The following is a 14,468-nucleotide window of genomic DNA, read 5'->3' as shown; positions in this document are numbered from 1 at the left end:
ATTTACTTCTCGTCATTCTCGCCAGGAATATTTATCACTGGGAGCGCAAGCGAGCCGCCTGCGCTCCCAGCGAAATTCAACACAACGATGTAAGGATGTATTGTGTTCAAAAGTTTAAAAAAAACGCTAAATAAAAAACGACAGTTAACCAGCTTGTCGTTTGCATTGGTTGCCATTTTAACTCAACCGGCCTTTGCCAGCGCCAGCTCGTCTAACTCAACAGCAACAATTGCCGCAGCACCACAGGCAATGCAGCGCAATGTAATTGAACAAAACCAATCATCATTACCGGTATTTGGTCAAAACCTGTTTTCAGGTGGTTTTGCCAAGGCATCATTTAAAGGCTTTAACCCCAATTACCAAATTGCAGTCGGCGACCAGCTATTACTGCAAATGTGGGGCGCTTATGAAGCTGCCAGCGAATTAACCGTTGACCCACAAGGTAATATTTTTCTGCCACAAGTTGGCCCAGTACATTTAGCTGGGGTAACCAACGCTGAGTTAAATAAAGTCGTTAATTTGGCGGTTAAGCGGGTATACCAGTCTAACGTACAAGCCTATGTAACTTTGGCGGCAACCCAGCCAGTTAAGCTGTTTGTCACTGGCTTTGTAAAAAAACCCGGTTTATATGGCGGTTTATCTTCTGATTCAATATTGAGTTACCTAGAAAAAGCCGGTGGCATTCAGCCACAAAGCGGTAGCTATTTAGACATTCAACTACTTCGAAATAACCGAAAACTGGCCAGCTTCAACCTTTACCAATTTATTCGTCAAGGTAAAATTAAGCAGTTGCAACTGCATGATGGCGATATGTTAATGGTTGCATCACGTCAGGCATCGGTGAGTATTTCTGGTTTAGTACAAAACCCAGCACAGTTTGAATTTATCGGAAAAAACTTAACCTTGGCGCAGGCATTAAAGCTGTCAGGTAAATTGCCGCTAGGTTCCCATGTAAGAATTAACCGAAGTGCCACCGAAAAAATTGAAATTGAATATATTGCGTTAGCAACCAGCAATCTAAAAAATATTCAATTGAATAGTGGCGATGAAGTAGAAATTGTTGCAGATCGAGCGCCGGGTAATATTTTAGTCAAAATTGAAGGTGAGCATGCAGGCCAAGCTGAATATGTTTTGCCCTATGGTGCCAAATTAGTCGACGCGCTACGAAAGCTACCGCTTACCCAGCAATCTAGTTTAAAAGATTTACGCATCTACCGAAAGTCAGTGGCAGCGCGTCAAAAAGAAATGCTACTGACCTCGCTACAACGTCTAGAGGCAGTCACCCTATCGGCACGAAGCAGCACCAGCGGTGAAGCACAATTACGTGCGCAAGATGCTAAATCAATTTTACAGTTTATCGACCGCGCTAAATTAGTTGAGCCGCTTGGCCAAGTTATTTTATCCGGCAATCCATCCAAAAGTGATCTCACGTTACAGCAGGGCGACCGCTTGGTTATTCCAGACAACAGCAATCTAGTACAAGTGCATGGCGAAGTGATGTTCCCGAACGCTTTGGAATATCAAACCAACAAACCAATTCAGAAATATGTTGCCGATGCGGGCGGATATTCACAAAAAGCAGACCAATCAAAATTGTTGATTTTGCATCGAAATGGAAGAATCACTCAAATTAAAGAAAGTTCTTGGTATCAATCAGAGCAAAAAATCGTAATGAAACCGGGTGATGAAATTTTGGTTATGCCGCAGGTTGATGTGAAAAACCTGCAGTTAGCTAAAGACATTACCGAAATTGTTTATCGAATTGCAATTAGTACCGCCGCAGTAGTTGGTTTGTAGATAATGCTTAATTTAAATAGCTACTACCACTAAAAAAATAGCAGGATTTGTAGAAAATATTTAACGAGGCAGAAAAATGAATAGAAAAGGAATTATTTTAGCGGGTGGTTCAGGTACTCGGTTGTACCCACTGACTCAGGCATTCAGTAAGCAATTAATGCCAATTTATGATAAGCCAATGATTTACTATTCATTAAGCACACTAATGTTGGCGGGTATTAAAGAAATTCTGCTGATTTCAACCCCACATGATTTACCACGTTATGAAGAGCTACTTGGTGATGGTAAAAAATGGGGTATATCAATTCAATATAAAGAGCAACCTTCACCCGATGGTTTGGCACAAGCATTTATCTTGGGTGAAGAATTTATTGGTAAAGACTCTTGTGCATTAATTCTGGGCGACAATGTTTTTTGGAGCCATAAGTTTAGCGAATTGCTTTATCAGGCCTCACAACGTGAAACCGGTGCAACTGTATTTGGTTACCGTGTGGCTGACCCTCGTGCTTACGGTGTGGTGGAGCTGGATGAGTATGGAAGAGCGCTTTCTATTGAAGAAAAGCCAACTCAACCTAAATCGAACTTTGCAGTCACCGGCCTCTATTTTTATGACAATCAAGTGGTAGAGATTGCTAAAAGTATTAAGCCGTCTGCCCGTGGTGAGTTAGAAATCACATCGGTTAATGATGTGTACTTACAGCAGCAACAACTCTATGTCGAAAAATTAGGTCGTGGTGCAACTTGGTTAGATACCGGTACCCATTCTGATTTATTGTCAGCAGCCATGTTTGTTGAAACCATGGAAAAACGCCAAGGTTTGAAAATTGCCTGCCCAGAAGAAATTGCTTGGCGAAAAGGTTTTATCAGTGATTTCCAATTAGCTGCACTGGCCAAACCATTGAAAAAAAGTGGTTACGGAGAATATTTATTAAATATTCTTAAAGAAGGCGACCGCTCTATACATGGCGTTAGCAACGTAGCTTAACTTTAATTCAAGGCATGTGTTATGAAAAAAATTGAAGTCGGCCTTTGTGACGCTTTTGTGATTGAACCAAAAGTGTTTGGCGATGAGCGTGGCTTCTTTATGGAAACTTTCCAGAAAGAAGATTTTTCAGCATTAGGTATTGATAAAGAATTTGTGCAAGACAACCACAGCCGGTCCAAACAAGGTATTTTAAGAGGGCTGCACCTGCAAACTAAAAATACCCAAGGAAAACTAGTTCGAGTGACCCGTGGTGAAGTGTTTGATGTTGCAGTTGACATGCGCAAAGATTCGCCAACCTATGGAAAATGGGCCGGCGTATTGCTTTCTGAAGAAAACAAACGTCAATTTTGGGTGCCGGAAGGTTTTGCTCATGGCTTTTATGTAATTTCAGATATTGCCGATTTTCAATATAAATGCACTAATTATTATTCACCAGAATACGATTTGAGTATTGCCTGGGATGATCCTGAATTAGCCATTGAATGGCCGTTGGTTAATGGTGAGTTACCACAATTATCTGAAAAAGATGCAACCGGGACAAACTTTAGTGGTGCGGGTTGTTTCATAGATGGTGTGTGGCAAGTATGAAAAAAATTCTGATTACTGGTGCAGATGGTCAGTTAGGTTATGAACTACAGCGGCTATTAAATAGTGAAGCATATGTAGAGAAGTTTTCAGTGCTGGCGACCGATTACCAGCAGCTAGACATTACCTGTAAGCTATCGATTGACCAGTATTTTTTACAAAATCAACCCGACTTTTGCATTAACGCCGCGGCGTATACTGCTGTCGATAAAGCAGAATCTGAGAAAGAAACAGCTTATGCAATTAATGCAACCGGTGCGCATAACCTGGCGTTAGCTTGTAAACAAAATAACTGCCAATTGATTCAGGTTTCTACTGATTTTATTTTTGATGGCAATAAAACAGCACCTTATCTAGAAATAGATACACCAAACCCATTATCGGTTTATGGCGAAACAAAATTACAAGGTGAGCTTTTAGCTAAAGAAGCATTGCCATCGGTATGCATTGTTCGCACCGCATGGGTCTATTCAGTACATGGTCATAATTTTGTAAAAACCATGCTGAAACTGATGTCTGAAAAAGAGTCATTATCGGTAGTCTGTGACCAGATAGGAACGCCTACTAACGCTGCAAATTTGGCAAAAGCACTGCTGCAGCTTATCGATGTATCTGCAGAAACATCAATTTCTGGCACATTTCACTTTACAGATAATGGCGTTGCTAGCTGGTATGACTTTGCTACTGCCATACAGCAAGCTGGCTTAAGGCTGGGAATATTGAAGCAGAGCATTCCAGTTAGCCCTATTCCAGCAAGTGCTTACCCCACTCCCGCCGCGCGGCCACAGTGTTGTGTACTAGATAAAAGTAAACTGCTTTGTTTGCTTGGCGAGCAGGGCATGCATTGGCAGCAAGCACTTGAAGAAATGCTAGAAAATTTAATAAAGGTTAATGGTTAGAAATGAATCATAGAAAGTTATTAGTCACTGGTGGCGCCGGTTTTATTGGCTGTAATTTTGTTCACTACTGGATGAACAAATACCCGCATGATCAGGTTGTAGTGTTAGATGCTTTAACCTATGCAGGGAATCTTGCCAATCTCGACCCTGTAAAAGATAATCAAAACTTCAAGTTTGTACATGGCAATATCTGTGACACGGGTTTGGTAGAAGCGCTTCTGCGTAATGACAAATTAGATACCATTGTCCATTTTGCTGCAGAATCTCATGTCGATCGCTCAATTACTGGCCCCGATGCATTTATTGAAACCAATATTATTGGTACGCATAGCTTGTTAAAAGCTGCCAAAAAAGTCTGGTTAGATGAAGACGTTTTGCAAGGCGCAGATCATCGGTTCCACCATGTTTCTACCGATGAAGTCTATGGCACGCTAGAGCCAGAAGATCCTCCATTTAAAGAAACCACGCCATATGCGCCTAACTCGCCTTATGCCGCCAGTAAAGCCGCAAGTGATCACCTGGTTCGAGCCTATCAAGAAACCTATGGCCTGCAGACTACTATCAGTAATTGCTCCAACAACTACGGCCCATACCATTTCCCTGAAAAATTAATTCCCCTTGTGATTACCAATATTTTAGAAGATAAATCGCTACCTATTTATGGTGATGGCAAGCAGGTTCGCGATTGGCTATATGTTGAAGACCATGCCTGTGGCATTGATTTGGTGTTGAATAAAGGTGTGGTAGGTGAGAGTTACAATATTGGTGGCCATAATGAATGGTTTAATATCGATATTGTTAATTTAATTTGTCAATTAGTTAATAAAAGGTTTTCAGATTGTCCTGAGCTGAAAATAAAATATCAAAATGCAATGTCAGCTGAAGATAACTGTTCAGAAAATTTAATTAAATATGTTGATGATCGCGCAGGTCATGACCGACGTTACGCGATAGATGCTAGCAAGGCCAATTCAGAATTGGGATATTCGCCTAAAGAATCTTTTAAAACGGGCATTGAAAAGACTATTGAATGGTGTGTTAATAATAATGGCTGGTGGGATAGCATTAATGACTAAGGTTGCATCTGAAATTATACCAGTAATTATGGCTGGCGGTAACGGTTCACGACTATGGCCGTTATCCAGAACATTACGACCCAAGCAGTTTTTGAAGTTAACTAGTGATCGTAGCATGCTTCAAGAAACGGTGAATAGAACAGTAAACTTGACTAATGCAGCAAGCTTATTGATTTGTAATGAAGAGCATCGATTTATTGCTGCAGAAGATATGCGGGAACTGAATAAAGAATGCCAAATGATCTTAGAGCCCGTCGGGAAAAATACGGCACCTGCTATAGCGTTAGCAGCTTTTCATATCTGTGAAACAAACCCTGATTCAGTGATGTTAGTTCTTGCTGCTGATCATGTAATTGAACGACAAAAAGACTTCGAAGCGAGCGTTCAAGAAGGCTATAAATCAGCAATGAATGATCAAATGGTAACATTTGGTATTAAGGCATTAAGCGCAGAGACTGGCTATGGCTATATTAAGCGTGGAAAGTCACTCGAACATGGTTTTTCTATTGAAAAGTTTGAAGAAAAACCGTCTCTATTAAAAGCTCAAGAGTATATAGATAGTGGGGAATATTTCTGGAATAGTGGAATGTTCATGTTTAAGGCGTCTAGATATTTAGAGGAACTGAAATTATTTAGACCAGATATATATGAATCATGTTTAAATTGCATGAAAGATAAGAGAGTAGATAATGATTTCATAAGAATACAAAACAAGCACTTTATATCATGTGCATCTGAATCGATAGATTATGCTGTGATGGAAAAAACGACAAAGGGAGTCGTTGTGCCAATGGATGCTGGTTGGAACGATGTTGGTTCTTGGTCGGCTTTGTGGGATGTGTCAAAAAAAACAGAAGATAATAATGTTTGTAAAGGCGATGTAATAACTCAAGATTGCGAGAATAGTTATATAAACTCTGAAAAAAAACTAATTGCTGCTGTAGGAGTTAAAGACCTTGTTATTATTGAAACTAAAGATGCAGTACTAGTTGCGAATAAAAAAAATGATCAAGATGTAAAAAAGATAGTTCAGATGCTTAAAGATCAAGGGCGTTCTGAACATTATTTGCATCGGGAAGTTTACAGGCCTTGGGGAAAATATGACTCAATTGACCATGGTGAGCGTGACCAAGTAAAAAGAATTACTGTCAAACCTGGCGAGAAGCTTTCAATTCAAATGCATCATCATAGATCCGAGCACTGGATAGTTGTTTCAGGAACAGCAAAAGTTACGAATGGCGATAGAACAATACTAGTTACAGAGAATCAATCAACTTACATACCTCTGGGAACAGTTCATGCACTTGAAAATCCAGGAAAAATCCCTTTGGAAATGATTGAAGTTCAAACAGGAAGTTACTTGGGTGAGGATGATATTGTTCGCTATGAAGATCGTTACGGTCGTCAACTATAATCCTAAGGCCAGTAAAAATGAAAAAATTAAAATGCTTTAAAGCTTATGATATTAGAGGGCAGTTGGGAGAAGATCTTAATGAAGATATTGCGTATAGAATTGGCAGAGCTTATGCACAATATTTAAATTGCCAGAATGTTGTTGTTGGCTCTGATGCCCGTGAAACTAGTGAGCCCTTGAAGCTTGCACTAGCTAAAGGATTGCAAGATTCAGGGTGCAATATAGTTGATATTGGAATGGTGGGTACAGAAGAGATTTATTATGCAACTAGCCATTTAAATATGGATGGTGGCATTATGGTTACTGCATCACACAATCCAATCAATTTTAATGGAATGAAGCTAGTTAGGGAAAAGTCTAGGCCCATTAGCCGCGATACAGGCTTGGATGAAATCAAGTTGCTGGCTGAAGAAAATAAATGGAAAGAAAACATAAGATTTGGAAGTTACAAAAAAAAATCAATTTTAAAAGATTATGCAAAACATCTATTAACATATGTAAATGTTGAAAATATTACTCCCTTGAAGATAGTTGTCAATTCAGGGAATGGTACGGCTGGTCACGTGATAGATGAATTGGAAAGCTATTTTATTGAAGCTCATATTCCTGTCGATTTTATAAAAATTCATCACCAGCCTGATGCAAGCTTCCCTAATGGAATTCCAAATCCGTTATTACCTGAAAACAGGCAAGTAACGGCTGATGCTGTGCGTGAACATAACGCAGATATGGGCATAGCTTGGGATGGAGATTTTGACAGATGCTTTTTCTTTGATGAAAATGCTAATTTTATTGAAGGTTATTATATCGTAGGATTGCTTGCTGACGCTTTTCTTAAAAAAAATAGCAATGAAACAATTATTTATGATCCAAGAGTATATTGGAACACTGAAGAAATTATCAAGGAGTATGGCGGGCAACCCGTTATGTCAAAAACAGGACATGCGTTTATTAAAGAGCGCATGAGAATTGAAGATGCAGTTTATGGTGGAGAAATGAGTGCCCACCATTATTTTAGAGACTTTAACTATTGCGATAGTGGTATGATTCCATGGCTTTTGATTGCTGAACTGCTGAGTTTAAAAAGAGTTGGTTTGTCAGCACTCATAAAAGATAGGATAGATAAATTCCCGAGTTCAGGTGAGATCAACTTTAAAGTTGACAATGCCAGTTTGTTGCTTGAGAAAATTGAGAGTGATTACTCCAAGTTAGATGGTGCCACTTTAGATCATACTGATGGGCTTTCAGTGGCTTTTCCGACATGGCGATTTAATATTAGAGAATCAAATACTGAATCTTTGTTGCGATTAAATATTGAATCGAAGAATGATTGTTTGTTGCTTAAAAATAAAACCAATGAAATAACACAAGTAATAAAAACAAATAATAATAGATTGCAGGAGCAAGTTTAGTTTGACTAATAAGAGCAAACATGTGTTTTTTATTTTTATTTCTTAAGTGTGTGAATGGTGGCTAGTTAAATGAGTAGTTTGTTAAAGCGGGCAAAGAAGATTACGGGCTTTCAAAAACAAAAAGAACAAAAAGAGATCCAGGAAGTAATTGGTTGTATAGATACAATAGAGGCAGGTTTTGTAACTGGCTGGGCGCATGATCCAAATGCAGATGAAAATGGCACTTATGTGTCCCTGAACGTTGATGGGAAACATTATGGTTTAGCTAAAGCCGACATGTATCGAAAAGATTTAGAAAAGTCAGGTATTTCTGATGGCTACAGTGGTTTTAGAATGGCTATCGATGAAGCCTTAAAAGAAAAAACAGGAAGTAAAATACGATTAAAAATCAACAGTGCCGTAGCTAAAGATACAGTAGTTAATATTGAAGCAGTAGATGGTAAGTTTTGGCTCGGTGTTGATAATTTTGAAAGCTGCCACTTGGTTGGAAGTATTTTTTCTGAAAAATACGAAGGCATTAAAACAATAATAATTCAAGAGCGAGGGTTGGTTGTTGCTACCTACGATGTTGAACTGAAAAAAGGACGCAACAGTTTAAGTATACCAATGCCAGTGAAGTTGTTCGATGATAGCTACCACTTAATTTCGGTGGGTGTTGAGGGCTACCCCTTTGCACTTTGGACTGACAATAGAAAGCTAACAGGAATTTTAACCCCCTGGCAATATCTGAAAAACTCATATAATGAACCTGGTTTTATGGGATTATCGGCGCAGTCAAAAAGCAGATATGAGTCTTTACGATTTCAAATGAGCGAGTTAGAAAAATCTAGCAATGCCACTGTAGATATTTCAAATGTATTAGTCGCTCATGATGTCGTCGTTAAAGGTTGGCTAGATCGCAAAGACTTTCCAAATTTGATATTACCAAAACATGAAAACCCAGAAGTATCGATAATCATACCAGCCTATAATAAATTTGAATTAACCTATCATTCAATCGCTTCAATTATATTGTCGTATAACAAGACTAGTTATGAAGTGATTGTCGCTGATGATTGTTCAACAGACGAAACCATTAACATTTGTGATGTTATCAAAAATGTTGTTCATATCAAGAATCCAGAGAACTTAAGGTTTTTACGCAGTTGTAATAACGCAGCCACTTATGCAAAAGGTGACTTTATCGTTATGTTAAACAACGATACCGAAGTCACGAGTTATTGGTTAGATGAATTAGTAACACCTATCAAGAAAGATAAAAATATAGGCCTAACAGGCAGTAAACTGCTTAATTTAGATGGCACTCTGCAGGAAGCAGGCGGTATTATTTGGGGCTCAGGTCAGCCTTGGAATGTTGGTAACGGTTATAACCCATTAGCCCCTGAATTTAACTATACACGCGAAGTTGATTATTTAACTGGCGCAGCAATGTGTATCAGTAGAAAGGTATGGGATCTGGTAAATGGATTTAGTGCAGAGTATGCACCTTGCTATTACGAAGATACCGACATAGCGTTCAAGGTAAGAGATAAAGGATTCAAAACTGTTTACTGCCCAATGTCTCAAGTTGTTCATTTTGAAGGGCAGAGCCACGGTAAAGATGTTAAAAAGGGCCTGAAGCGCTACCAAGAAATTAATGAGTCAAAGTTTAAGGTAAAATGGTTTAAAGAGTATAAAAATAACGGCACAGAAGGCATTGATTTATTAATTAATAAAGATCGTAATATTGATCATCGTGTTCTTGTTATCGATTATGCCACACCTGATCAGCATGCTGACGCAGGTAGTTATGCTGCAATTCAAGAAATTAAACTACTGCAAAAGCTAGGGATGAAAGTAACATTTGTACCTGAGAATATGGCACACATGGGAAAACTTTCTCGTGAACTCCAGAGAGAGGGTATTGAAGTATTATACGCGCCTTTTTATAACTCGGTATTTGATGTAATAGAGAAGCGCATTCAAGAATTTGATGTAATTTATATCACCCGTTATTCCGTTGCAGAAAAATACCTTAAAAGTATACGTGCCAGAACCCAAGCGAAAGTCGTATTCAATAATGCCGACTTACATTTTTTGCGTGAACTTCGTGCTGCGGGAACAACGGGCGAATATTCTGTTGAGCAAGCTTTAGAAACTCGCTCAAAAGAATTGGCGGTAATGAACGATGTTGATGCTATTTTAAGTTATAACGAAACAGAACATGCCGTGATTCTTTCGCATAATTTACGAGCTGATAATATCTTTCGCTGTCCTTGGGTACTAACCGATAAAGAAGCAGGCAAGAGCTTTGAACAGCGTAAAGATATCGCATTCCTTGGTGGCTTTAATCATCACCCGAATGTTGAAGCCGTAAAATACTTTGCAGCAAATGTCATGCCTTTACTGATTAAAAAAGAACCCGATCTTAAATTCTATATTTATGGCAGTAACCCTTCAGAAGAAATTGAAGCGTTAGCCTCTGAGAACATAGTTGTGGTTGGTTTTGTTAAAAATCTAGATGATGTTTTCCATAACCATAAAGTGATTGTTGCACCGCTATTATCTGGAGCGGGAATCAAGGGTAAAGTTCTAGAGGCAATGTCTTATGGCGCACCTCAGGTGCTAACGTCAGTTGCGGCTGAAGCAACAGGCTTGAGTCATAAAATCAGCGCATGGATTCAAGACGACCCGAAGAAAATGGCTGAAGGTGTTTTTGAGCTTTGCCAAGATGAGGTTCTTTGGGATAAATTCGCAGAGAATTCTAAAATACTAGTAGAAGAAATGTACAGTGAAGATAGGGGCATTGAAATGATGCGTAAAGTATTTGAGTTTGTTGGCATTTATACAAAGTAGAGTAAGAAATATGAGAACCGTAATATTACATTACCATTTATTTAAAAATGCCGGCACTTCACTTGACGAGTCTTTCAAAGATAACTTCAAGGGTGATGAGTGGGTAACAAAAGAATTCCCATTAAATCAGGCGCTAAATAGACAGCAGCTTAAACAATGGATAATTGATAATCCACAAGCAAAATGCTTTTCGTCTCATACTGCTATTTTTCCCGTGCCGAAAATTGAAGGTGTAAATATAATCCCTGTTATTTTTATGCGTCATCCAATTGATCGCATTATATCTGCTTATTCCTTTGAGAAGAAACAAGGTGGTAATGGTTTTGGTTCTGTTTTAGCCAGAAATACTGACCTGGCGGGTTATATTGAAATACGCTTATCGCTATCTCATGACAGGCAGTGTCGTAATTTTCATATCGAAAGATTCATGACAATGTTTACTCCTGATGCAGGCTCTGAGCTTGAGCGCTCTAAGCGTGCCATTGATGAGCTAGCTTTCGTGGGTGACGTGGGTGATTATGCAGCCTCGTTGAAGCGTCTTGAGGATCTATTGAATGCAACGGATTTAAAAGGTACTTCTTTGGAGGTGGTGGAAAAGAATGTATCTAGGGTATCAAAATCTATAGAAGATAAAATGTCTGATTTTAAACGCAATGTTGGCGATTCTATTTTTGAAAAAGTGATTGCAATTAATGAGGACGATTTGACGTTATATTCTTATTTGAAGACGGAAAGAAACTATGCTTAAAGTTGCGATTGTAGGTAACTGCCAAGCGAGGCCTTTGGCAGAAATAATGGGGGCTAATGAGCGGATTAATATTGTCGGTGTGGCTATTGTTCATCTACTTAATCTTGAGGATGAAGAGAAGTACGCTCAAATATTCGATACTGCTGATGTAATTGTGACTCAGCTTGTGGCAGATTCATACCCTTGTGGATTTGTTAGGACTACTGCATTAAAAAATAAATACAAAAACAAAGTGATAAGTATAATAAATTTATATGCCCAGATTTATGATGTAGATTGGTTTTATTATAGAGATCCTTGTAGGTCAACGCTACAGGGGCCTATGGGGGAATACCATAATAAGACTATTTATAAAAACTGGATGTACGGAGTAGGATTGACTGAGTGTAAGCAAATATTGTCTAGTCATAACTATCTTGAAAGTATTTCTATGGTAGCGATTGAGCAATCCATTTCTGAACTGAAAAATAGAGAGCTTCGGGTTGATGTTAAAGTTGTTGATTATATCATTGAGAATTATGCGACTGAAAGATTATTTCATACATTTAACCACCCAACTTCATTGCTGTTAATTGAATATTCATCTCGTATTCTAAAACACCTAGGTCTAAGCGTTGAAGATACTTACTCTATCGGAGAACCCCTAGGGCCGTTCATTCCTTTAAGCTTAGAGGACAGGAAAGAAGGTGAGACTTATCATAAAGGTATGGGGTTCAGGGTGGGGAATGTTTTAAACGCCCAAATGTCTGGAGTTCACTTTAGGAATGATTATGATTTAGTCAGTGACTTCTACAAACTTTATAATATATCATCTCAAGTCAAAAAGCAGACATCTTTTTTTATCCCTAAGACAATTGTTCAATATTGGAATTCTGATACGGTTCCAACTGAAATATCAGAACTGATGGGAACGTGGAAGGATCTAAATCCAGATTTTAATTATTGTTTATATACTAGATCTGATGCGATCGTATTTATGATGGATAATTTCGGCAAGGATTTGGCTGCTGTTTTCGAGAGTATAAAAATACCAGCTATGCAGTCTGATGTGTTTCGAGTTGCATATACATATTTGAATGGTGGTGTATACGTTGATGCTGCGACAAGGTGCATCCTTCCTCTAAAGGAACTTCTGAGTGATAAATACAATTTGATATTGATGAAGAAGTGGCATGGTGCCATATGGAATGGTTTTATTGCTACACCTTCTAAAAATGAAGATATTTATAAAGTCTTTTTGATGATTCTTGAGAATGTCTCAAAGAAGTTTAGTAATAATGTGTGGGAAGTATCTGGCCCAGGTGTTTTTAATCAATTAATTGATGATGGTGTGGAATGTATCCCTCAGTCTGAGTTAAAACCATATTTTGATTTGGTTAATGATTTGTCACATAAAAAAGTCAATCATTGGTCTCAGGTTCAACAGGGAGATTCAATATACTAATATGAAAGCCATTATACCCGTAGCAGGCCTTGGGACTCGAATGCTCCCAGCAACAAAGGCAATACCAAAAGAAATGTTGCCGATTATTGATAAACCATTAATTCAATATGTGGTTAATGAAGCAATTGCGGCAGGCGTTAAACAAATTGTATTGGTGACACATTCTAGTAAAAACTCGATTGAAGATCATTTCGATAAGAGTTTTGAATTAGAAGCGACCCTTGAAGCGCGAGTTAAGCGTCAGTTGCTAGATGAGGTGCGTGCTATTTGTCCGAAAGGCGTAACGATTATGCATGTGCGCCAAGGAGAAGCTAAGGGATTAGGGCATGCTATTTCGTGTGCGCGACCTTGTATTGGCAATAACCCTTTTATTGTATTGCTACCGGATGTGTTGGTAGATGATGCAGCATGTGACTTATCGAAAGATAATTTAGCCGATATGATTAACCGTTTTCGAGAAAATGCCAAGAGCCAAATTATGGTTGAGGGTGTAGCTGAGGCGCTTGTTTCTAATTATGGGATTGTTGATTGCGGCGGTAAAAATATTCAACCTGGCCAAGCAGTGGATATGGCTGGTATGGTTGAAAAGCCTGCTTTAAAAGATGCACCCTCTAACCTTGCGGTTGTAGGTCGTTATGTATTGTCTGCGGCTATTTGGGATATTCTCGATACAACAAAACCCGGCGCTGGCGATGAAATTCAGCTAACCGATGCAATATCAACGCTGATGGAGTTTGAAAACGTAGAGGCCTATTCAATGGTCGGTAAAAGCCATGATTGCGGTAGTAAGGCAGGTTATATGCTAGCCAATATGGAGTATGGTTTGCGTCATCCAGATGTTAGCCAAGCAATGGCTGATTTTATGTATAAGCATAACCAGAAGACAATGCATCGACGAAAAGAACTTGATAAGAAGGTGTCTATTTAAATGTTTATAAACAAGACTTTGAATCGCTAGCAATGTGATGGTTTTTTATTATAAATAGTTTGTTAAGTTGTTTTCTATTGAGAGTGGTATGTGTTTTTTTAAGGACGTAATTTCTAGCTGTAAGCGTTGGTTCTACTGTTCGTTTTATTTGAGTTTTCAGCGTGAAAAAAAAATTGAGCTTGCTGATCTTGACGAAAAAATATCAAATATAAAAAAAAATAAGTTAAAGCGAAATGTTTGTTATAGAAATAAGGTGTGTGCTTTTGAACTAGCGAACCCTTTGCCAGCCTCGCTTCTTGGCTACTATATGCTAGAAGTGACTGTGGTAAGCTGCCCAGTATCGAC

11 protein-coding genes are annotated in these 14,468 nt (G+C 38.6%); all 11 read left to right on the top strand.

Going from position 1 to position 14,468, the window contains the following annotated elements; genetic code table 11:
* Positions 1–102: 102 nt before the first annotated feature.
* The 11 genes from DC094_RS06510 to galU all read left to right on the top strand — a co-directional run bounded on the left by DC094_RS06510 (position 103) and on the right by galU (position 14,123).
* Positions 103–1,797 (top strand): polysaccharide biosynthesis/export family protein, encoded by a 1,695-nt coding sequence (locus tag DC094_RS06510; protein WP_116686323.1) that lies wholly within the window; start codon positions 103–105, stop codon positions 1,795–1,797.
* A 76-nt stretch (positions 1,798–1,873) separates the two neighbouring features.
* Positions 1,874–2,782 (top strand): glucose-1-phosphate thymidylyltransferase RfbA, encoded by a 909-nt coding sequence (gene rfbA, locus DC094_RS06505; protein WP_116686322.1) that lies wholly within the window; start codon positions 1,874–1,876, stop codon positions 2,780–2,782.
* A gap of 21 nt (positions 2,783–2,803) precedes the next feature.
* Positions 2,804–3,370: a dTDP-4-dehydrorhamnose 3,5-epimerase gene (rfbC, locus tag DC094_RS06500; RefSeq protein WP_116686321.1), complete on the top strand. Its 567-nt coding sequence runs from the start codon at positions 2,804–2,806 to the stop codon at positions 3,368–3,370.
* Positions 3,367–4,266, top strand: a complete 900-nt coding sequence (rfbD, locus tag DC094_RS06495) for a dTDP-4-dehydrorhamnose reductase (RefSeq protein ID WP_116686320.1) — start codon at positions 3,367–3,369, stop codon at positions 4,264–4,266. Before rfbC ends, rfbD begins: the two co-directional genes overlap by 4 nt.
* 2 nt (positions 4,267–4,268) lie before the next feature.
* Positions 4,269–5,342, top strand: a complete 1,074-nt coding sequence (gene rfbB / locus DC094_RS06490; protein ID WP_116686319.1) for a dTDP-glucose 4,6-dehydratase — start codon at positions 4,269–4,271, stop codon at positions 5,340–5,342.
* Entirely contained in the window at positions 5,335–6,756 is a 1,422-nt protein-coding gene (locus DC094_RS06485) for a mannose-1-phosphate guanylyltransferase/mannose-6-phosphate isomerase (protein ID WP_206605594.1), read from the top strand. Before rfbB ends, DC094_RS06485 begins: the two co-directional genes overlap by 8 nt.
* A gap of 17 nt (positions 6,757–6,773) precedes the next feature.
* Positions 6,774–8,168 (top strand): phosphohexomutase domain-containing protein, encoded by a 1,395-nt coding sequence (locus DC094_RS06480; RefSeq protein WP_116686318.1) that lies wholly within the window; start codon positions 6,774–6,776, stop codon positions 8,166–8,168.
* A gap of 69 nt (positions 8,169–8,237) precedes the next feature.
* On the top strand, positions 8,238–11,003 hold the full coding sequence (locus DC094_RS06475) for a glycosyltransferase (RefSeq protein ID WP_116686317.1): 2,766 nt from the start codon (positions 8,238–8,240) through the stop codon (positions 11,001–11,003).
* A gap of 10 nt (positions 11,004–11,013) precedes the next feature.
* Positions 11,014–11,751, top strand: a complete 738-nt coding sequence (locus DC094_RS06470; RefSeq protein WP_116686316.1) for a sulfotransferase family 2 domain-containing protein — start codon at positions 11,014–11,016, stop codon at positions 11,749–11,751.
* A complete protein-coding gene (locus DC094_RS06465; RefSeq protein ID WP_116686315.1) occupies positions 11,744–13,195 on the top strand; it encodes a WcbI family polysaccharide biosynthesis putative acetyltransferase in 1,452 nt (483 codons plus the stop codon). The genes DC094_RS06470 and DC094_RS06465 overlap by 8 nt, the downstream gene beginning before the upstream one ends.
* Before the next feature lies 1 nt (position 13,196).
* Positions 13,197–14,123, top strand: a complete 927-nt coding sequence (gene galU / locus DC094_RS06460) for a UTP--glucose-1-phosphate uridylyltransferase GalU (protein ID WP_116686314.1) — start codon at positions 13,197–13,199, stop codon at positions 14,121–14,123.
* Positions 14,124–14,468: the final 345 nt, after the last annotated feature.

The sequence above is a fragment of the Pelagibaculum spongiae genome, from assembly GCF_003097315.1.
GTDB classification, from domain to species: domain Bacteria; phylum Pseudomonadota; class Gammaproteobacteria; order Enterobacterales; family Pelagibaculaceae; genus Pelagibaculum; species Pelagibaculum spongiae.
This window is presented reverse-complemented; position numbering and strand designations above follow the sequence as displayed.

Coding starts and splice junctions, on each gene's coding strand:
- DC094_RS06485 (WP_206605594.1), top strand. CDS start 5,335: ATGACTAAGGTTGCATCTGAAATTATACCAGTAATTATGGCTGGCGGT.
- DC094_RS06475 (WP_116686317.1), top strand. CDS start 8,238: ATGAGTAGTTTGTTAAAGCGGGCAAAGAAGATTACGGGCTTTCAAAAA.
- rfbB (WP_116686319.1), top strand. CDS start 4,269: ATGAATCATAGAAAGTTATTAGTCACTGGTGGCGCCGGTTTTATTGGC.
- rfbD (WP_116686320.1), top strand. CDS start 3,367: ATGAAAAAAATTCTGATTACTGGTGCAGATGGTCAGTTAGGTTATGAA.
- rfbC (WP_116686321.1), top strand. CDS start 2,804: ATGAAAAAAATTGAAGTCGGCCTTTGTGACGCTTTTGTGATTGAACCA.
- rfbA (WP_116686322.1), top strand. CDS start 1,874: ATGAATAGAAAAGGAATTATTTTAGCGGGTGGTTCAGGTACTCGGTTG.
- DC094_RS06470 (WP_116686316.1), top strand. CDS start 11,014: ATGAGAACCGTAATATTACATTACCATTTATTTAAAAATGCCGGCACT.
- DC094_RS06465 (WP_116686315.1), top strand. CDS start 11,744: ATGCTTAAAGTTGCGATTGTAGGTAACTGCCAAGCGAGGCCTTTGGCA.
- galU (WP_116686314.1), top strand. CDS start 13,197: ATGAAAGCCATTATACCCGTAGCAGGCCTTGGGACTCGAATGCTCCCA.
- DC094_RS06480 (WP_116686318.1), top strand. CDS start 6,774: ATGAAAAAATTAAAATGCTTTAAAGCTTATGATATTAGAGGGCAGTTG.